The following is a 19,709-nucleotide window of genomic DNA, read 5'->3' on the forward strand; positions in this document are numbered from 1 at the left end:
CGCGCTTGCGCACGAACACACGGGGGTGGGCGATGCCGCCGCTGCGAGGGACCGGATCACATCCGGAAGCGGAGCATCCTGAGTACGCAGGGCAGTACCGGCTGGAGGCATGTCTCGGAGCGGGCGGCATGGGTGTGGTGCACCTGGCCCGGTCGCCCTCCGGGCTGCAGCTCGCGGTCAAGGTGGTGCACCGTCAGCATGCGGCGGACCCTGAGTTCAGGGCGCGTTTCCGGCAGGAGGTGGCGGCTGCCCGGCGGGTCAGCGGCGCGTTCACCGCACCGGTCGTGGACGCCGATCCGACCGCAGCGCTGCCTTGGATGGCCACCCTGTACGTGCCCGGTCCGACGCTGTCCGCGCAGGTGAAGCGGAACGGGCCGATGAGCCCCGCCGAGCTGCGCAGGCTGACGGCCGGCCTCGCAGAGGCGCTGCGGGACATCCACCGGGCCGGTGTCATCCACCGGGATCTCAAGCCGAGCAACGTGCTGCTTCCCGACTCCGGGCCCAAGGTCATCGACTTCGGGATATCCCGGCCGTACGACAGCGATCTGCGCACCGAGACGGGCAAGCTGATCGGCTCGCCGCCCTACATGGCACCGGAGCAGTTCCAGCGGCCCCGGGAGGTCGGGCCCGCCGCGGACGTCTTCGCGCTGGGCGCGGTGCTGGTCCACGCGGCGACCGGCCGGGGGCCCTTCGACTCGGACAGCCCGTACATCGTGGCCTACCAGGTGGTGCACGACGAGGCCGATCTGACCGGGGTGCCCGAGGGGCTCGCGCCGCTGGTCGCGCGCTGCCTGGCGAAGGACCCGGCGGCACGTCCCACCCCGGACGAGATCATGGCGGCGCTGCACCCACCGTCGTACGAGGCGACCGCGTTCATCCCGGCGCAGCGGCGGCCGGTCGCGTCGGCTGTCGTCGAGCCCTCGGTGGCCGGCGACGCGGCGGACGGGACGACGCACGTGCGGGTGGCGGACGGGCTGCCGTCCGGGACCGGGGGCGGCCGGCGGCGTACGGTGCGCCGGCTCGCGGTCGCCGCGGCGGTCCTCGCGCTGGTCGCCGGATGTGTGTGGGCGGCCGGGGCCTTCGCCGGCTCCGGGGCACCGGATCCGGGCCCCGTCGGCAAGAAGGAGCCGCGGGCGGCCTTCGGCCCCTGGCAGACGGCACTGCGGTCGCCGAATGGTTCGACGCCGTCGTGCGCCCCGGGAGGTACGGCGCTGTACTGCGTGGCGGCCGGGTTCGGCACGGCACGGCTGGATCCGTCGGACGGCCGGGTGGTCTGGTCGCACCCGGACACCTCGCCGGAGGCCCCCGAGTTGGGGGCGACGCCCGACGGCAGGGTGCACACCGCCGAGCCGGGCGGCACGCTCCGGGCGTACGCCCCGGGCCGGGCCGCACCGCTGTGGAAGAGAAGCCTCACCGCGTATCTGGACGTCCCCTTCCCCGCAGGTGAAACGCTGCTGATGGTCGGGCGGGACGGCACCGCGCAGGGGCTCGACGCGGAGACCGGTACGTCGCGCTGGCGGCACGCCGTCCCCGGTCACCGGCAGCCCGGCTACGCGCTGTACGACGGCGGGACGGGGCTCGCCTACGCCTTCGAGCACTCCGCGAACGGGACCACCACCCTCGTCACGGCGGTCGCGGCCCGGACCGGCGGCACGGCATGGCAGCGCCGGCTGGACGGGATACTCACCCCGGCCGGAACCGCCGGCGGGGCGCTCCTGCTGACCTCGATGGACGCGAACGCCCAGACCACCGGGCTGGTCCGCTACGACCCGGTGCTGCGGAGCGCGACGCCCCTACGGCTGCCCTTCCGGATGAACGGGCCGGAGGTCGTGGTGGCCTCGGGCACCGCCTACCTGCTGGAACGCGGTGGTGCGCTGCTGGCCGTCGATGTCCGTCCGGGCGCCGCGAAGGCCGAACGCTGGCGGCTGGAGACGGCCGTGGGCCTGACCTCCGCGCCGGTCCTCGGGGCGGGGAACCGCCTGTACTTCTCGGCGGCCGACGGGCGGCTGCTGGCCGTCGACACGGAGAACGGGACGCTGCTCGGCCAGACGCGTCCGCGGCTGAAGGCGGGGAAGCTCAGCCACGCCTCCGCCCTGCCCGCTCCCGTGGTCCTCGGCCGGAGCGTCGTCGGAACGGCCCCGGACGGGTCCGTCTTCGCCGTGGACGCGGACGACCCCGCCCGCTGGTGAGTGACCAGGGACGGGGCCGGACGGGACCGTCGGGGTGTCAGCCGAGCTTGGAGACGTCGCGGACCGCGCCGCGGTCCGCGCTCGTCGCCATCGCGGCGTAGGCGCGCAGGGCCGCCGAGACCTTGCGGTCGCGGTTCTTCGGCGCGTACACGCCGTTCAGCGCCTCGCGGCGGGCGGCGAGCTCGGCGTCGGGGACGAGGAGCTCGATCGAACGGTTCGGGATGTCGATCCGGATCCGGTCACCGTCCTCGACCAGCGCGATCGTGCCGCCGGACGCCGCTTCCGGAGACGCGTGGCCGATCGACAGGCCCGACGTACCGCCGGAGAAACGGCCGTCGGTGACGAGGGCACAGCTCTTGCCGAGGCCGCGGCCCTTCAGGAACGACGTCGGGTAGAGCATCTCCTGCATGCCGGGGCCGCCGCGCGGGCCCTCGTAGCGGATCACGACGACGTCGCCGTGCGTGATCTCCTTACGGAGGATCTTGTCCACCGCGTCGTCCTGCGACTCGCAGACCACGGCCGGGCCCTCGAAGGTCCAGATCGATTCGTCCACACCGGCCGTCTTGACGACGCAGCCGTCGACCGCGAGGTTGCCCTTGAGGACCGCGAGGCCGCCGTCCTTGGAGTACGCGTGCTCCACCGAGCGGATGCAGCCGCCCTCGGCGTCGAGGTCGAGGGTGTCCCAGCGCTCGGACTGCGAGAAGGCGGTCGCGGAGCGGACGCAGCCGGGGGCCGCGTGCCACAGCTCGATCGCGTCGGGGGACGGGGAGCCGCCCCGCACGTCCCAGGACTTCAGCCAGTCCGCGAGGGAGTCGGAGTGGACGGAGTGGACGTCCTCGTTGAGGAGGCCGCCACGGTAGAGCTCACCGAGGATGGCGGGGATGCCGCCGGCCCGGTGGATGTCCTCCATGTAGTACGTGCCGCCGGGCGCGACGTTCGGCGCGACCTTCGAGAGGCAGGGGACGCGGCGTGAGATCGCGTCCATCTCCGGGAGGCCGAAGTCGAGCTCGGCCTCCTGGGCGGCGGCCAGCAGGTGCAGGATCGTGTTGGTGGAGCCGCCCATGGCGATGTCCAGGGCCATGGCGTTCTCGAAGGCGGCCCGCGAGGCGATGTTCCGGGGGAGGACCGTCTCGTCGTCCTGCTCGTAGTAGCGCTCGGTGATCTCGACGATCGTGCGGCCGGCGTCCTCGTACAGCGCCTTGCGGGCGGTGTGCGTGGCGAGGACCGAGCCGTTGCCGGGCAGGGCCAGGCCGATCGCCTCGGCGAGACAGTTCATCGAGTTGGCGGTGAACATGCCGGAGCAACTGCCACAGGTCGGACAGGCGTTCTCCTCGATACGGAGGATGTCCTCGTCCGAGATCTTGTCGTTCACCGCGTCGGAGATCGCGTCGACCAGGTCGAGGCTGCGGACCGTGCCGTCGACGAGAGTGGCCTTGCCGGCCTCCATCGGGCCGCCGGAGACGAAGATCGTGGGGATGTTGAGGCGGAGTGCCGCCATCAGCATGCCGGGGGTGATCTTGTCGCAGTTGGAGATGCAGATCAGGGCGTCGGCGCAGTGGGCCTCGACCATGTACTCGACGCTGTCCGCGATGAGGTCGCGGGAGGGCAGGCTGTAGAGCATGCCGCCGTGGCCCATCGCGATGCCGTCGTCCACCGCGATCGTGTTGAACTCGCGGGGCACCGCGCCCGCCGCCTTGATCGCCTCGGAGACGATCCGGCCGACCGGGGCGAGGTGGGTGTGGCCCGGGACGAACTCGGTGAAGGAGTTGGCTACCGCGATGATCGGCTTACCGATGTCCTCACTGGCTACGCCGGACGCGCGCATAAGGGCGCGGGCGCCCGCCATGTTGCGGCCGTGGGTGACAGTGCGGGACCTCAGCTGGGGCATCGTCGCTCGCTCCTTCGACAGAAAAGACTGTCTCCGAGCGTACGCCTCGCTCCAGGATCTGGACAATGTGTCCGGATTTCGGGACACGATGCCCAGTGTCCCGGGCCCCGGCCTCGGAGCGGCCGGGCCACGGCGGGCTCGGGCCTCGGAGCGGCCGGGCCTCAGAGCGGCCGGGCCTCCGGGACGTCCTTCTCCGTGAGGTACCGCTGGAGCGTCGGGGCCACCATGGCGATGATCTTCTCCGGGTCCGCCGACGCCAGGGGCTCCGCCTGGATCACGTACCGGAGGATCGCGATCCCGATCATGTGCGAGGCCGCCAGCTCGGCGCGGAACGTCGGGTCGGGCACGTCCAGGTCCGCCGCGATCCGCTCCAGCAGCCGCCGCAGCACGAAACCGCGCAGCACCTTCGCCGCCGCCTCGTGGGTGAGAGCGGAGCGCAGGATCGCGACCAGGGGCGCCCGGGTGGCCGGGTTCTCCCACACGCCGATGAAGTAGCGGGCCAGCCGCTCCCCCATGTCCTCGGCGGGGCCGCCGAGGATCTCCGGGATGACGAGCGCGGGCTCGAAGGAGACCTCGACGGCCGCCGCGAACATCTCGTCCTTCGTACCGAAGTAGTGATGGACCAGGGCCGCGTCGACGCCGGCCTCCTTGGCGATGCCGCGGATCGACGTCTTGTCGTAGCCGCGCCCGGCGAATTCCGCACGGGCCGCCGCGAGGATCCGGGTCCTGGCGTCGGGGCCGGTGCTCTTCTCCGCGCGGGAGGGGCGCCCCCGGCGCCGCGGGGCCCGGCCCTCCGGGCCGTCGGACGTCATGAGCGGGGGGCCTGTGCCGAGGACGCCAGGTGGAGCCGGGTGAAGGCGAGTGCCTCCGCGAGGTCGGCCTCGCGTTCGGCCGATGACATGGCGCGGCGCGTGTTGACCTCGATGACCACATGGCCGTCGAACGCCGTACGGGCCAGCCGCTCCAGCAGCTCCGCGCAGGGCTGGTCGCCCCGGCCCGGCACCAGGTGCTCGTCCTTGTTGGAGCCCTTGCCGTCGGCGAGGTGGACGTGGGCGAGCCGGTCGCCCATCCGGTCCACCATCGCCATGCTGTCGGTGCGCGCGGTCGCGGTGTGCGAGAGGTCCACGGTGAAGTGCCGGTAGTCGTGCCGGGTGACGTCCCAGTCGGGGGCGTACGCGAGCATCTCGCGGTCCCGGTAGCGCCAGGGGTACATGTTCTCGACGGCGAAGCGCACGTCGGTCTCGTCCGCCATGCGCCAGATTCCGGTGACGAAGTCACGCGCGTAGTTGCGCTGCCAACGGAACGGCGGGTGGACGACCACGGTCGACGCGCCGAGTTTCTCCGCCGCCGCCCTGGCCCGCTGGAGCTTCACCCACGGGTCGGTGGACCAGACCCGCTGCGTGATCAGCAGACACGGTGCGTGCACGGCGAGGATCGGCACCCCGTGATAGTCCGAAAGCCGCTTCAGCGCCTCGATGTCCTGACTGACGGGGTCGGTCCAGACCATGACCTCGACGCCGTCGTAACCCAGGCGTGCGGCGATCTCGAAGGCCGTCGCCGTCGACTCCGGATAGACGGAGGCCGTCGACAGGGCGACCTTCGCATCCGGGATGCGCACCACTGGATCTGCCACGTGGACAGGGTACGGGCAGTGGTACGCGTCGCCGAGGGACCCCGGCTGAAAGTGAGAAGGGCCATGGCGGGCGGCACGGCGGTCAGGTGAGGGCCGGCCGTCCCGCCGGAAGCCGTCGGGTGGTGAGCCCGCCGTCCCGCCGGGAGCGGTCAGGTGAGGGCGGACTGCTGCGCCGGGAGATGGTCCAGGCGGCGCAGGATGACTCCCTCGCGCAGTGCCCAGGGGCAGATCTCCAGCTCCTCGACCCCGAACAGGTCCATCGCCGCCTCGGCGACCAGCGCCCCCGCGAGGAGCTGCGCGGCGCGCCCCTCGGTGACCCCCGGCAGGTCCCCCCGCTGCCCGACGGTCATCACCGACAGCTTCGGCACCCACTCCTCCAGGGCCTTACGGGTGAGGACACGCTGCACGTACAGGCCTTCGGCGGAGCGCGGGGCGCCCGCGATCCTGGCGAGCTGCTTGAAGGTCTTGGAGGTCCCGACGACGTGGTCGGGCGGCCCGAGCCGGGTGAAGTCGCCGACGGTCCGGGCGATGCAGGCGCGGACGTGGCGGCGCAGCGCCCGTACGGCCGTGGGGTCCGCCGTGTCACCGGGCAGCCAGCTCGCGGTGAGGCGCCCGGCACCGAGCGGCAGCGACACGGCGGCGTCCGGTTCCTCGTCCAGCCCGTATCCGACCTCCAGCGACCCGCCGCCGATGTCCAGGACCAGCAGCTTCCCCGCCGACCAGCCGAACCAGCGGCGGGCGGCCAGGAAGGTGAGCCGGGCCTCCTCCTCGCCGCTGAGGACGGCGAGGGCGACGCCCGTCTCGTCCCGTACACGGGACAGCACCTCGTCCGCGTTGGTCGCCTCGCGCACGGCGGAGGTGGCGAAGGCCAGCACGTCCTCGCAGCCCTTGTCCTCGGCGGCCCGGAGCGCGTCGGTGATCGTCGACACGAGGCGGTCGACCCCCGCGGGGCCGATCGCCCCTTCCGGGTCGAGGAGTTCGGCCAGCCGAAGCTCCGCCTTGTGCGAGTGCGCGGGCAGCGGACAGGCGCCGGGATGCGCGTCGACCACCAGCAGATGAACCGTGTTCGACCCCACGTCGAGGACTCCGAGTCTCATACCCGGAACGCTACTGCCGCTGCGGACTTACTCTTGGCGCGTGCCAAAGACGAAAAAGGCGAAGCCGGACAAAGTCACGAAGAAGCAGAAAACGAAGCAGGAGATGCAGCAGCCGGAATCAAAGGGGCCCGAGCGGCCCGACGAGAAGGGGCTCGACTTCGCGCGGGCCTGGGTCGAATTCCCCGACCCCGCCGACGACGAGCAGGTCTTCCGCTGCGATCTGACGTGGCTCACGTCCAGGTGGACCTGCATCTTCGGCAGCGGCTGCCAGGGCATCCAGGCGGGCCGTGCGGACGACGGGTGCTGCACCCTGGGTGCGCACTTCTCCGACAAGGACGACGAGAAGCGGGTGGCGGGGCACGTCGCACGCCTCACCCCGGACCTGTGGCAGTTCCACGACGTCGGCACGAAGACGGGCTGGGTCGGCGTCGACGAGGACGGCGAACGCCAGACGCGGCGCTGGGAGGGCTCCTGCATCTTCCAGAACCGTCCCGGCTTCGAGGGCGGCGCCGGCTGCTCGCTGCACATCCTGGCCCTGCGGGAGGGCAAGGAGCCGCTGGAGACGAAGCCCGACGTGTGCTGGCAGCTGCCGGTCCGGCGTACGTACGACTGGATCGACCGCCCCGACGACACGCGCGTGCTCCAGGTCTCGATCGGGGAGTACGACCGCCGGGGCTGGGGTCCGGGCGGTCACGACCTGCACTGGTGGTGTACGTCGGCGACTTCCGCGCACGGGGCCGGGGACCCGGTCTACGTGACCTACCGCCCCGAGCTCACCGAGCTGATGGGCAAGGAGGCGTACGACCGGCTGGTCGAGCTGTGCGAGCAGCGGCTGGCGTCGCTGCTGCCGATGGCACCGCACCCGGCCGATCCGACGTCCTGATCCCGGCCGGTCACGACAGCGGCGTGGAGTGACAGCCGCGAGGAGTGACGGCGGCCTGCTGCGAAGGCGGCCGGTGTGACTGCGGCCCCCCGTGTCGGCGGCCCGGCGCGTGGTGGACAAACGTTCCGCCGTGCGCCGGGCCGCCGTTTCACCGTGCGTCAGCCGAGGACTCCGGCGACGGTTCGCCCGGCCCCTCCGTCGGATCGGACGGCGCGGGCGTCGGGGACCCCTCGGTCGGCGACGGCGTGGGATCGGGCGAGCCCGACGGGTCCGTCGGGGAGGGCGTCGGGTCCGGCGTGGAGGGCGTCGGGTCCGGCGTGGGATCCGGGGTCGGGTCGGGCGACGGGGGCGGGGAGGACGGCGAAGGGCCGGGGGAGCCCGACGACGGCTCCGGCACGGGATCCGGGCCTGCGGACGGCGGGGCCGCGGCGCCGTACCCGGTGATCGCGACCGCCGAGCCCGACGGGGCGAACAGGACCCGCGCGCTCCAGGGGCCGTCCGGTTCGGCCGCCTCGTTCACGAGCACCTGGACGGTGACGCTCCGTCCGGCGGCGAGCGTGCCGGACGAACGGCTGAGATGCAGCCAGGGCGCGTTCACCCGGGCCGACCAGGCGGCGGCTTCGCCACGCGCCGTCAGCGTGATCGTCGTACGGCCGCCGGACGAGCGGGCCACGATCCGGATCGCGTCGGAGGCGTGCGGGCCGCCCCCGGCACTGACGACCTCGGCCGAGACGTCCGGTCTCCGCGCGGCGTCCGTGAAGCGGCCGTCCCGGTCGGGGCGGGCGTTGCCCGCGTTCTCGTAGGGGCCGTTCGGGTCTCCGGCGAGCCCGGACTCCTCCTCCACCTCCGTCGCCGTGACGGAGGAGCCGTCCCGGCCCTCACCGGTCAGCGGCGCGCCCCGGTAGGCGGCCCACAGGGCGATCACGGGGGCGGCGACGACGGTGGCCACGACCGTCGTCGTCACCACCCGTGCGCGCAGCCGGTCCCGGCGCGCGGCATGGTCCTTCGGGTCCAGCGGGAAGCCGGTCCGGCCGAAGCGCGGGGCGCCCGCCCGGGACCGTCTGGCATGGGCCAGGGCGACGTGCACCGAGGGGCGCGGCGCCTCGACCACCGGCAGTACGGCGACCGGGGTGACGCCCGCGCCGGGCCACGGCCCGGTGGCCCCGGCCCGCTCCGCGGCACGGCGGCAGCGGGGGCAGTCGTCGACGTGGCGCACGAGCTCCCGGCGCAGGGCCACGGAGATCAGCACCTGGTGGGTGCCGGTGAGCCGGGCGACGGTGGGACAGTTGCCCGACTCGACGACGGCGAGGGCGGCGCGGGTGCGCTCCACCTCGCAGGCCGCCGCGGCCAGGAGTTCCCGGGCGGTGCCCGGTTCGAGGCCGAGGACGGCGGCGACGGCGCGCGGGGTGAGCCGGTGGCGTACGGAGAGCTCCAGCGCTTCCCGCTGCTCGGGGGTGGTGCCCGCGGCCTCCGGCCAGGCCAGCTGCGCGAGTTCGCGCCGGCGCGCCTCGGCCGCCGGGGACTCGGCGGGATCCGGGACGAGTGCCTCCTCCGGGGTGCCGCGGGAACCGGAGACGGGGGCCGGCGCGGAAGGGGGCGGCGGGACGGTCGTCCGGCGGTGCGCCTGGCGGCCCCGCCGCTGTTCCGTGAGTGCGCGCAGACAGGCCCACCTGGCCAGGGCGTACAGCCAGGATTTACGTTCCTCCTCGGCCGTGGGGCACCGGCCGTCCTGCCGTTCCGCGATCGCGAGGACCGAGCCGAGCGCCTCGGCGGCCGCCTCGTGGTCGCACAGGACGGAGAGGCAGTAGGTGAACAGGCCGTCGAGGTACGGCTCGTAACGTGCCGCCGGTCGCTGCGCCGACGGACGGGGCGCTCGGCGGTGCGCCCGGTGTGCGCCGGTGGTGTGTAGGGGAGTCTCCAGCCTGCTGCTCGTCACGTGGCGACCGTAGGCAGACGAACACACACCCCTGGTGACCCTTTCCCACATTTAATCCTTACGGGTGAAGGTATCCCCCGAAAGAGGACAAGGAACCTGTAATTCCATCGTTCTCACGCATCGGACACCTGTTCGCCTTCCGCGCCCGTGGTCGGCGGTGTCGGACCGCACCTATACGGTGACGCCATGGCTGCCCGTACGAAATCCGCGAAGGACCGACCGTCCTACCGCTGCACCGAATGCGGCTGGACGACCGCCAAGTGGCTCGGCCGCTGCCCGGAGTGCCAGGCCTGGGGGACGGTCGAGGAGTTCGGCGGCGCCCCCGCGATCCGCACCACCGCGGCAGGCCGCGTCTCCACGGCGGCCGTGCCGATCGGCCAGGTCGACAGCCGGCAGGCCACGGCACGCTCGACCGGGGTCGGCGAGCTGGACCGTGTGCTCGGCGGAGGGCTCGTGCCCGGTGCCGTCGTGCTGCTCGCGGGTGAGCCGGGCGTCGGCAAGTCGACGCTCCTGCTGGACGTGGCCGCCAAGGCGGCGAGCGACGACCACCGCACGCTCTACGTCACGGCCGAGGAGTCCGCCAGCCAGGTGCGGATGCGGGCCGACCGGATCAAGGCGATCAACGACCACCTGTATCTGGCGGCGGAGACCGACCTGTCCGCGGTTCTCGGCCACCTGGACGCGGTCAAGCCGTCCCTGCTGGTCCTCGACTCCGTACAGACCGTCGCGTCGCCGGAGATCGAGGGCGCACCCGGGGGCATGGCGCAGGTCCGCGAGGTCGCGGGCGCCCTCATCCGGGCCTCGAAGGAGCGCGGCATGTCGACGCTCCTGGTCGGCCATGTCACCAAGGACGGCGCGATCGCGGGGCCCCGGCTGCTGGAACACCTGGTCGACGTGGTGCTGTCCTTCGAGGGCGACCGGCACGCGCGCCTCCGTCTCGTACGGGGTGTCAAGAACAGGTACGGCGCCACGGACGAGGTCGGCTGCTTCGAGCTGCACGACGAGGGCATCACGGGCCTCGCCGACCCCTCCGGGCTCTTCCTCACCCGACGTGACGAGCCGGTCCCCGGCACCTGCCTGACGGTCACTCTGGAGGGCAAGCGCCCCCTGGTCGCCGAGGTGCAGGCGCTGACGGTCGATTCACAGATCCCCTCGCCCCGGCGCACCACCTCCGGGCTGGAGACCTCCCGGGTGTCGATGATGCTGGCCGTCCTGGAGCAGCGGGGCCGGATCAGCGCGCTCGGCAAGCGGGACATCTACAGTGCGACGGTGGGCGGCGTGAAGCTCACCGAACCTGCCGCGGACCTCGCGATCGCCCTGGCCCTGGCCAGCGCCGCCAGCGACACACCGCTCCCGAAGAACCTGGTCGCGATCGGTGAGGTGGGCCTCGCCGGCGAGGTCAGAAGGGTCACCGGGGTCCAGCGCAGGCTGGCGGAGGCGTACCGTCTCGGGTTCAAGCACGCCCTGGTCCCGAGGGACCCGGGGCAGGTCCCCGCCGGTATGAAGGTCACAGAAGTCGCCGACATGGGCGATGCTCTGAGAGTCCTCCCCCGCCGGTCTCGTCCGGACGGACCACAGGAGGACGGCGCACGCCGGTAGACTTTGCCCTGGTCTCGCCCGCCCGTACGAACGGTATGAGGGACTCAGGGCACCGCAAACCTGTGACCGGAGGAGTGCAGTGGCAGCCAACGACCGGGCAGCATCGCCCGGAAAGTCCGGCCAAGGCACGGGTAACGAGTGGCTGATGCGCGCCTCGTTGAGCGCGGTCGCGCCCGGAATGGCCCTCCGTGACGGCCTGGAGCGCATCCTCCGCGGCAACACCGGCGGCCTGATCGTTCTCGGTATGGACAAAACCGTCGAATCCATGTGCACCGGTGGGTTCGTGCTGGACGTGGAATTCACCGCGACGCGGCTGCGTGAGCTGTGCAAGCTGGACGGCGCACTGATCCTCGACAAGGACATGACCAAGATCCTGCGGGCCGGTGTGCAGCTGGTCCCGGACGCCTCGATCCCCACCGAGGAGACGGGCACCCGTCACCGCACGGCGGACCGGGTCTCCAAGGCGTGCGGCTTCCCGGTCGTCTCGGTCTCCCAGTCGATGCACCTGATCGCGCTGTACGTGGACGGGGAACGACGGGTCCTGGAGGAATCCTCCGCCATCCTGTCCCGCGCCAATCAGGCGCTCGCCACGCTGGAGCGGTACAAGCTCCGGCTGGACGAGGTCGCCGGGACGCTCTCCGCACTGGAGATCGAGGACCTGGTGACCGTCCGCGACGTCACGGCGGTCGCGCAGCGGCTGGAGATGGTGCGCAGGATCGCGACCGAGATCGCCGAGTACGTGGTGGAGCTGGGCACCGACGGCCGGCTTCTGGCGCTGCAGCTCGACGAGTTGATCGCGGGCGTGGAGCCGGAGCGGGAGCTGGTCGTGCGCGACTACGTACCGGAGCCGACCGCGAAGCGGTCCCGGACGGTCGCGGAGGCACTCACCGAGCTGGACGCGCTCACCCACACCGAGCTGCTCGAACTTCCGGTGGTGGCACGGGCGCTGGGCTACAGCGGCTCGCCGGAGACGCTGGACTCGGCGGTGTCCCCCCGTGGCTTCCGGCTGCTGGCGAAGGTGCCGAGGCTGCCGGGGGCGATCATAGAGCGGCTGGTGGAGCACTTCGGTGGTCTGCAGAAGCTGCTCGCCGCCAGCGTGGACGACCTGCAGACGGTGGACGGCGTCGGCGAGGCGCGTGCGCGGAGCGTGCGCGAGGGCCTCTCGCGCCTGGCCGAGTCGTCGATCCTCGAGCGGTACGTCTAGCCGGAACCGGGAGGGGTGGGCGCACCGGGCCGCCTCTCCCGTAAACCGGGCCCGCCCCTTCCGACCGTTCCTGGAACGGCCCGGAGCGCCGGGGTCAGTCCTTGGCCAGGACGAACGAGGCCCGCTGGACGGGCTCGCCCGGCGCCTTCGCCTCCAGCAGATACGTGCCGGGGGCCGCCGCACCCGCAGGAGGTGTCGCGCACCCGGGCGCGCTCTGCTTGCGGTCCCACTTCACGGTGTGGACGACCGTCGCGCCCGCCGGAACCTTCAGGAAGAAGGCGCCCGCCTTCGGGCAGTCCTCGGACGACCACAGCTGTTCGTCGTCGCCGCCGGCCTCGGTGATCGTGAGCACCGCACTCTTCGGGCCGAGATCGGCCTTGCAGTCGGTGGCCGAGGTGTTTCTGGCGACCAGCCGGAACACCGGCTTGTCGTCGGGGCCGTAGCTGTTCTCCGTCTTCAGGCTCAACTGCAGTGTCGAGGGTGCACAGTTGGGGAGCGAGGAGCCTGCGGGCACCTGTTCGCCCGCCGTTCCGCCGCCGCTCGTGCCCGTCCCCGCGGATCCGGTCCCGGAGGACGCCGAGCCACTCGGTCCCGAGCCGCCCGTTCCGGTGCCGCCGCCCGTTCCGGTGTCCCCGGCGCTTCCGCCCGAGGCCTCGTCACCGCTTCCGGTCTCCCCCGACTCGTCGCGTCCGCCCGGCGGTTGGCCGACGTCCGGGCCGGAGCTCGTGGGTCCTGGCGTGATGGAGGGAACGGGAGCGGCGTCGCCGGACTTCCCGTCGTCCTTCTTCTCCCCGCCGCCGCCCGAGGTGACGGCCCACGCGATCAGCGCCGCGAGCAGCGCGATCACCATCGCCGCTACGGCCCTCCGACGCCAGTAGATGCTGGAGGGAAGCGGCCCGACCGGATTGCGCATAGAACCCACGTCCCGAACTCTACGAGAGTTCCGGACCAACTCCGGCCCCCACCCGCCGCTCTGATCGACAAGTTTTCCGGATCATCATCACGGAGCGGCCGTTCCCGGCCGCTTCCGGCCACTTTGTGCCACCCGGCCTTCACCCGCCCCGGCCCGAAGGGACAGAACGGGTGGCGATATCACCCCGTGAGCCCTCGACGGGGCCGACACCCCCGTAGCCGTGCCCCATGTCCCGTCTTCCGTGCCAGGATCGTGGGTGCGATGACTGCCACGACTTCGACACAGACGCCCCCCGCCTCCCTCCACACCCCCGTCATCGGGTGGTTCGAGCAGCACGCCCGCGATCTGCCCTGGCGCCGCCCCGAGGCGGGCGCCTGGGGTGTGATGGTGAGCGAGTTCATGCTGCAGCAGACCCCGGTGAGCCGGGTCCTCCCGGTGTACGAGCAGTGGCTGGCCCGCTGGCCGCGCCCCGCCGACCTGGCCGCCGACGCGCCCGGTGAAGCGGTCCGCGCCTGGGGCCGGCTCGGCTACCCGCGGCGCGCCCTGCGGCTGCACGGGGCGGCCCAGGCGATAACGGAACGGCACGGCGGGGACGTGCCGAGCGAGCACGGCCAGCTGCTCGCGCTGCCCGGGATCGGCGAGTACACGGCGGCGGCCGTGGCCTCGTTCGCGTACGGCCAGCGTCATGCCGTACTCGACACGAACGTCCGCCGGGTGTTCGCCCGGGCGGCGTCCGGCATCCAGTACCCGCCGAACGCGACCACCGCGGCCGAGCGCAAGCTCGCCCGTGCCCTGCTCCCCGAGGAGGACGAACGCGCGGCCCGCTGGGCGGCGGCCACGATGGAGCTCGGCGCACTCGTGTGCACCGCGAAGAACGAGGACTGCACGCGCTGCCCGATCGCCGGACAGTGCGCCTGGCGGCTGGCCGGGAAGCCCGCCCACCAGGGTCCGCCGCGCCGCGGCCAGACCTATGCTGGTACGGACCGGCAGGTGCGTGGCCGGCTGCTCGCCGTCCTGCGGGAGTCGGTCGCGCCGGTGCCGCAGTCCGCGCTGGACTCCGTGTGGGAGGAGCCCGTGCAGCGGGCACGCGCCCTGGACGGTCTGGTCGCCGACGGCCTGGTGGAACCCCTGTCGAACGGCCGGTACCGGCTCCCCCTGACCTGACGACGCACCGGCGGACCGGGCTGTCCAGCGGCTGTTACACAACCGATGGACAGCCGTGCGTCCGCGTACGGCTGCTCCGCACACCCTCGTGACAACCCCTCCGTAGCGTCATCGGCGTCGGCAACGGGACCACCTGCCGACGGCGACATCACGGGGATGCACGGGGACGGAGGCGGTTGTTATGGCGCAGGGCGAGGTGCTCGAATTCGAGGAGTACGTACGCACCCGGCAGGACGCGCTGCTGCGCAGTGCCCGCCGGCTGGTCCCCGACCCCGTGGACGCGCAGGACCTGCTGCAGACCGCCCTGGTCCGCACCTACGGCCGCTGGGACGGCATCGCCGACAAGTCCCTGGCCGACGCCTATCTGCGCCGCGTCATGATCAACACGCGTACGGAGTGGTGGCGGGCCCGCAGGCTCGAAGAGGTCCCCACCGAGCAGCTCCCCGACGCGAGCGTGGACGACGGCACGGAGCAGCGCGCCGACCGTGCCCTGCTCATGGACGTCCTGGGTGTCCTGGCTCCGAAGCAGCGCAGCGTAGTCGTGCTGCGACACTGGGAGCAGATGAGCACGGAGGAGACGGCCGCGGCACTCGGCATGTCGGCCGGTACGGTGAAGAGCACGCTCCACCGCGCCCTGGCACGACTGCGCCAGGAGCTGGAGGACCGGGCCGCCCGGAGCCGTGAGGCCGAGGGCGCACCGGCGCGGATACCGGCGCAGCCGGCCAGGCGTCATGACGAGCGGGGGCGGGAGCGGTGCGCGGCCTGACAGGCAGCGGTGACGGCACGGACAGGACGACGGCCGGCCGGGGCAGCGCGCTCCGGGCCGGCCTGGCGGCGGGGAGTACGGCCATGGCCGGGCTCGCCGCTTTCGGGCTGCTCTGCGCCGGCTGTTCCACCGGTGGTACGGGCACCCGTGACGAGGGACCGGCGGGCACCCAGCCGGTCGCCCAGGTCACGCCCTCGACCACCGTGCCCACCGGGACGGCGAAGCCCGCCGCGCGGGTCAACGCCGTACTGCTCATCAAGGCCGACCCGGAGGTGGGCGGGCAGATCAGGAACGAGCTGAAGCCCTGCGCGGGCGACGAGTACCCGGTGGACACCTCGTACGGCTCGCTGACCGACGGCCCGGCCGCCGACGTCGTGGTCAACGTGATGACCTGCGGCGACTCGGTGGGGGTCGGCACCTATGTCTACCGGCGGGGTGCGGACGGTACGTACGAGAACGTCTTCACGGCCGAGATACCCGCGGTCTACGGCACCATCGACCGCGGTGACCTGGTGGTGACGACCCAGGTGTACGGGTCGAAGGACGCGGTCGCCTACCCCTCCGGCGAGGACGTCATCACCTATCGCTGGGCGACCGACCGGTTCACCGAGACCGACCGGGTGCACAACGACTTCAACCGGGCTCTCGGCGAGGGTGACCTTCCCGCACCGCCGACGACGCAGAACTGAGGACTTGCCCGCATGGCCGAGACCCATGTCCTCTTCGTCGAGGACGACGACGTCATCCGTGAGGCCACCCAGCTCGCGCTGGAGCGCGTCGGTTTCACGGTGACCGCGATGCCCGACGGGCTGCGGGGCCTGGAGGCCTTCCGGGCCGACCGTCCGGACATCGCGCTGCTCGATGTGATGGTGCCGGGGCTGGACGGGGTCAGTCTGTGCCGCCGTATCAGGGACGAGTCGACCGTACCCGTGATCATGCTGTCGGCGCGGGCCGACTCGATCGACGTGGTGCTGGGCCTGGAGGCAGGGGCCGACGACTACGTCACGAAACCGTTCGACGGGGCGGTGCTGGTCGCCCGGATCCGTGCCGTGCTGCGCCGTTTCGGTCACGCCTCGGGTCCGGGCGGGCAGCCGGGGACCGCGGGCGGCCAGGCGCCCGGGGAGACGGACGGGGTCCTGGTCTTCGGCGACGTGGAGATCGACACGGAGGGCATGGAGGTGCGCCGGGCGGGTGCCCAGGTGGGTCTGACGCCGACCGAGATGCGCCTGCTGCTGGAGTTCTCCTCGGCACCCGGCACGGTGCTCTCCCGGGACAGGCTCCTGGAGCGGGTCTGGGACTACGGCTGGGGCGGTGACACCCGGGTCGTGGACGTCCATGTGCAGCGGCTGCGCACCAAGATCGGGCAGGACCGGATCGAGACGGTCCGCGGCTTCGGTTACAAGCTCCGCGCATGAAGCGGCTCGCACTGCGGACCGGTGTCCGCTGGAAGATCAGCATCGCGATCGCCGCGGTCGGCGCGCTCATCGCCCTGGCCCTGAGCCTCGTCGTCCACAACGCCGCGCGCGTCTCGATGCTGGAGAACGCCCGAGAGGTCCAGCTGGAGCGTCTCCTCTTCGCCCAGCGGCTGTACGAGGCCTCGAACACGCAGAAGCCGTCGCCCAAGTTCGGCGCCAAGCTCAACGACCCCAGGCTGCCGGCCGGCCTGCGCAACCGGATCCGGGACAACCGGCGTGCCACCCATGTCGACGAGTACGCCGACGGGGTGCCCGACGTCTGGGCGGCCGTGCCCCTGGCCAACGGGGACGTGCTGTCGCTGCACACCCGGTTCGCCGACCGCAGCGCCACGATCATGGGTGACCTCGACCGGGCGCTGATCATCGGCTCGGTCTCGGTCGTCTTCGGGGGCTGCGCGCTGGGGGTCCTGATCGGCGGCCAGCTGTCCCGCAGGCTCCGCAAGGCGGCGGCAGCGGCCGGGAAGGTCGCCCAGGGCAACACGGACGTGCGGGTACGGGAGGCCGTCGGTGGTGTCGTACGGGACGAGACCGATGAGCTGGCACGTGCGGTGGACGCGCTCACGGACGCGCTGAACGAACGGATCGAGGCGGAGCGCCGGGTCACCGCGGACATCGCCCACGAGCTGCGCACACCGGTGACCGGGCTGCTCACGGCGGCCGAGCTGCTGCCGCCGGGCAGGCCCACCGAGCTCGTACGGGACCGGGCCCAGGCGATGCGGACCCTGGTCGAGGACGTGCTCGAAGTGGCCCGGCTCGACAGTGCGTCGGAACGGGCCGAGCTGCAGGAGCTGCCGCTGGGCGAGTTCGTCAGCCGGCGGGTCGGTCTGCTGAGGCCGGAGATCACGGTGCAGGTGGTGCACGAGTCGTGGGTGTCCACGGATCCGCGGCGCCTGGAACGCATCCTGGGCAATCTCCTGGGGAACGCCGCCAAGCACGGATCCGGGCCGGTGGAGGTGACGGTCGAGGGCCGGGTGGTGCGGGTCCGCGACCACGGGCCCGGTTTCCCCGAGGCGCTGCTGCGGGACGGACCGAGCCGGTTCCGTACCGGCAGCACGGACCGCGCCGGACACGGTCACGGCCTGGGGCTGACGATCGCCGCCGGTCAGGCGCGGGTCCTGGGTGCCCGTCTGACCTTCCGCAACGCCGCACCCGCCGGTGCGGCGGACGGCACGGGCGGCGCGGTCGCCGTGCTGTGGCTGCCGGAGCACGCGCCGACGAACACCGGCAGCTTCCCCGTCCTGCGGCAGGCGGACTGACCCCGAGGGCCCCGCGGACGCCGAAGGGTCCCGGGGACACCGAAGGGCCCCGGAGGCGATTCGTCTCCGGGGCCCTTCCGTGCCGCCGGTCAGACGGTCTGCGACTCCCTGGCCTGCTGCGACGGCGCACTGCCGTCGTCGCCCGTGGGGGTCTCCGGCTTCGCGGCGCCCCGCAGCGGGACCTCCTTGACGAACAGGGCCGCGAGCAGGGCCACGACCGCGACCGAGCCGCCCACCAGGAAGGCGAGGTGCGTGCCCGACGCCACCGCGGCCTCGTACGCCTCACGCACCGTGTCCGGCAGCTTGGCCAGGCTCGCCGCCCCCAGCTGGGCGGACTCGTCGGTGGCACCCCCGCCGCCGCGTGCCGCCATCTCGTCCTGGACCCGCCCGGTGAACAGGGCGCCCATGATCGCGACGCCGAAGGAGCTGCCGAGCGTACGGAAGAGGGTGGTCGCGGAGGAGGCGACGCCCATGTCCTTGAGCTCGACGCTGTTCTGCGCGACGAGCATCGTGATCTGCATCAGGAAGCCCATGCCCGCGCCGAGCACCGCCATGTAGACGCCCGACGTGAACCGCGTGGTGCCGGTGTCCATGGTGGCGAGCAGGAGCAGGCCGGTGACCATCAGGGTGCTTCCCACGATCGGGAACACCTTGTACTTGCCGGTGCTGGTGGTGACCCGGCCGGCGATCAGCGAGACGATCATCATCGAGACCAGCATCGGCAGGAGCAGCAGTCCGGAGTTGGTCGCGGAGGCGCCCTGCACCGACTGCTGGAACAGCGGCAGGAAGAGCACGGCTCCGAACATCACGAAGCCGGCCATGAACCCGATCACCGACATGAGGGTGAAGTTGCGGTTGCGGAAGATGTGCAGCGGGATGACCGGTTCGGCGGCCTTCGCCTCGACGAAGACGAAGCCGACGAGGGAGGCCACGCCGACGGCGATGAGCTCCATGATCACGGCCGAGTCCCAGGTGTACTCCGTGCCGCCCCAGGTGGTGACCAGCACGATCGCGGTGATGCCTACGGTGAGGAGCGCGGCGCCCAGGTAGTCGATGCTGGCTTTCGTCCGCTCCTTCTTGGGCAGGTGCAGCACCGCGGTGACCATGGCCAGCGCGACGACGCCCAGCGGCAGGTTGATGTAGAAGCTCCAGCGCCAGCCCAGGTGGTCGGTGATGGTGCCGCCGACCAGTGGGCCGCCGATCATGGCGATCGCCATCACGCCGGCCATCATCCCCTGGTACCTGCCGCGCTCCCGGGGCGGCACCAGGTCGCCGATGATCGCCATGACGCCGACCATCAGACCGCCCGCGCCGAGGCCCTGCACCGCCCGGAACCCGATGAGCTGGCCCATGTCCTGGGCCATTCCGCTCAGCACCGAGCCGACCAGGAAGATCACGATGGACGTGAGGAAGATGCCCTTGCGTCCGTACAGGTCACCGAGTTTGCCCCAGATCGGGGTGGAGGCCGCCGTGGCCAGGGTGTAGGCGGTGACCACCCAGGACAGGTGCTCCATACCGCCCAGGTCACCGACGATCGTCGGCATCGCGGTGCCGACGATCAGGTTGTCGAGCATGGCCAGCAGCATCGTGATCATCAGGGCGAGAACCACCACCCGGACGCTGCGTGCCTGTGGTTCCGGATCCCCGGCCGCCGTCGATTTCTTCAGCTCCGCCATGTCGTGCGCTCCCCTGGTCCCCTGCATGTC

16 protein-coding genes are annotated in these 19,709 nt (G+C 72.3%); 9 read left to right on the forward strand and 7 right to left on the reverse strand.

The genetic code is table 11. From position 1 onward, the window contains the following. Positions 1–32: 32 nt before the first annotated feature. Entirely contained in the window at positions 33–2,189 is a 2,157-nt protein-coding gene (locus OG524_RS15965; protein ID WP_405812465.1) for a protein kinase domain-containing protein, read from the forward strand. 37 nt (positions 2,190–2,226) lie between these two features. On the opposite strand, the gene ilvD is transcribed toward OG524_RS15965, so the two are convergent. The 4 genes from ilvD to OG524_RS15985 form a co-directional block, all read right to left on the reverse strand. After that, positions 2,227–4,077 carry a dihydroxy-acid dehydratase gene (gene ilvD / locus OG524_RS15970; RefSeq protein ID WP_405810738.1) on the reverse strand — a complete coding sequence of 617 codons (1,851 nt, stop codon included), beginning with the start codon at positions 4,075–4,077 and terminating at the stop codon, positions 2,227–2,229. 161 nt (positions 4,078–4,238) lie between these two features. Continuing rightward, on the reverse strand, positions 4,239–4,889 hold the full coding sequence (locus tag OG524_RS15975; RefSeq protein WP_405810740.1) for a TetR family transcriptional regulator: 651 nt from the start codon (positions 4,887–4,889) through the stop codon (positions 4,239–4,241). Then, a complete protein-coding gene (locus OG524_RS15980; protein WP_405810742.1) occupies positions 4,886–5,710 on the reverse strand; it encodes a sugar phosphate isomerase/epimerase family protein in 825 nt (274 codons plus the stop codon). The genes OG524_RS15975 and OG524_RS15980 overlap by 4 nt, the downstream gene beginning before the upstream one ends. Before the next feature lie 149 nt (positions 5,711–5,859). Beyond that, positions 5,860–6,807: a Ppx/GppA family phosphatase gene (locus OG524_RS15985; protein WP_405390149.1), complete on the reverse strand. Its 948-nt coding sequence runs from the start codon at positions 6,805–6,807 to the stop codon at positions 5,860–5,862. Between the two features lie 40 nt (positions 6,808–6,847). Between OG524_RS15985 and OG524_RS15990 the strand changes: the two genes are divergently transcribed. After that, a complete protein-coding gene (locus OG524_RS15990) occupies positions 6,848–7,690 on the forward strand; it encodes a hypothetical protein (RefSeq protein WP_405390148.1) in 843 nt (280 codons plus the stop codon). Between the two features lie 148 nt (positions 7,691–7,838). Here OG524_RS15990 and OG524_RS15995 read toward each other — a convergent pair whose 3' ends face one another. Continuing rightward, positions 7,839–9,626, reverse strand: coding sequence for a BACON domain-containing protein (locus OG524_RS15995; protein ID WP_405810745.1), 1,788 nt, complete (start codon positions 9,624–9,626; stop codon positions 7,839–7,841). 186 nt (positions 9,627–9,812) lie between these two features. On the opposite strand from OG524_RS15995, the gene radA reads away from it, so the two are divergent. Both radA and disA read left to right on the forward strand, forming a co-directional pair. Then, positions 9,813–11,225, forward strand: coding sequence for a DNA repair protein RadA (gene radA / locus OG524_RS16000; protein WP_361897334.1), 1,413 nt, complete (start codon positions 9,813–9,815; stop codon positions 11,223–11,225). 79 nt (positions 11,226–11,304) lie between these two features. Beyond that, positions 11,305–12,429 (forward strand): DNA integrity scanning diadenylate cyclase DisA, encoded by a 1,125-nt coding sequence (gene disA / locus OG524_RS16005; protein WP_405390146.1) that lies wholly within the window; start codon positions 11,305–11,307, stop codon positions 12,427–12,429. A gap of 94 nt (positions 12,430–12,523) precedes the next feature. Here disA and OG524_RS16010 read toward each other — a convergent pair whose 3' ends face one another. Beyond that, entirely contained in the window at positions 12,524–13,342 is an 819-nt protein-coding gene (locus OG524_RS16010) for a hypothetical protein (protein ID WP_405393176.1), read from the reverse strand. Positions 13,343–13,603: 261 nt separating this feature from the next. On the opposite strand from OG524_RS16010, the gene OG524_RS16015 reads away from it, so the two are divergent. The 5 genes from OG524_RS16015 (at position 13,604) to cseC (ending at position 18,003) form a co-directional block, all read left to right on the forward strand. Then, positions 13,604–14,506: an A/G-specific adenine glycosylase gene (locus tag OG524_RS16015; protein WP_405390145.1), complete on the forward strand. Its 903-nt coding sequence runs from the start codon at positions 13,604–13,606 to the stop codon at positions 14,504–14,506. 181 nt (positions 14,507–14,687) lie between these two features. After that, entirely contained in the window at positions 14,688–15,272 is a 585-nt protein-coding gene (locus OG524_RS16020; RefSeq protein ID WP_405390144.1) for a SigE family RNA polymerase sigma factor, read from the forward strand. Beyond that, positions 15,260–15,961 carry a hypothetical protein gene (locus OG524_RS16025; protein WP_405810748.1) on the forward strand — a complete coding sequence of 234 codons (702 nt, stop codon included), beginning with the start codon at positions 15,260–15,262 and terminating at the stop codon, positions 15,959–15,961. The genes OG524_RS16020 and OG524_RS16025 overlap by 13 nt, the downstream gene beginning before the upstream one ends. Positions 15,962–15,973: 12 nt before the next feature. Further along, positions 15,974–16,687, forward strand: a complete 714-nt coding sequence (gene cseB / locus OG524_RS16030; RefSeq protein ID WP_405390142.1) for a two-component system response regulator CseB — start codon at positions 15,974–15,976, stop codon at positions 16,685–16,687. After that, the gene (gene cseC / locus OG524_RS16035) at positions 16,684–18,003 is read left to right on the forward strand and encodes a two-component system sensor histidine kinase CseC (protein WP_405390141.1); all 1,320 of its coding nucleotides are present in this window, start codon (positions 16,684–16,686) and stop codon (positions 18,001–18,003) included. Before cseB ends, cseC begins: the two co-directional genes overlap by 4 nt. Positions 18,004–18,092: 89 nt before the next feature. Here the strand turns inward: cseC and OG524_RS16040 are convergent, their stop codons facing one another. Then, positions 18,093–19,679, reverse strand: a complete 1,587-nt coding sequence (locus tag OG524_RS16040; protein WP_405810751.1) for an MDR family MFS transporter — start codon at positions 19,677–19,679, stop codon at positions 18,093–18,095. Positions 19,680–19,709 lie beyond the last annotated feature (30 nt).

The organism is Streptomyces sp. NBC_01520 (assembly GCF_045040375.1).
Taxonomy (GTDB): Bacteria; Actinomycetota; Actinomycetes; order Streptomycetales; family Streptomycetaceae; genus Streptomyces.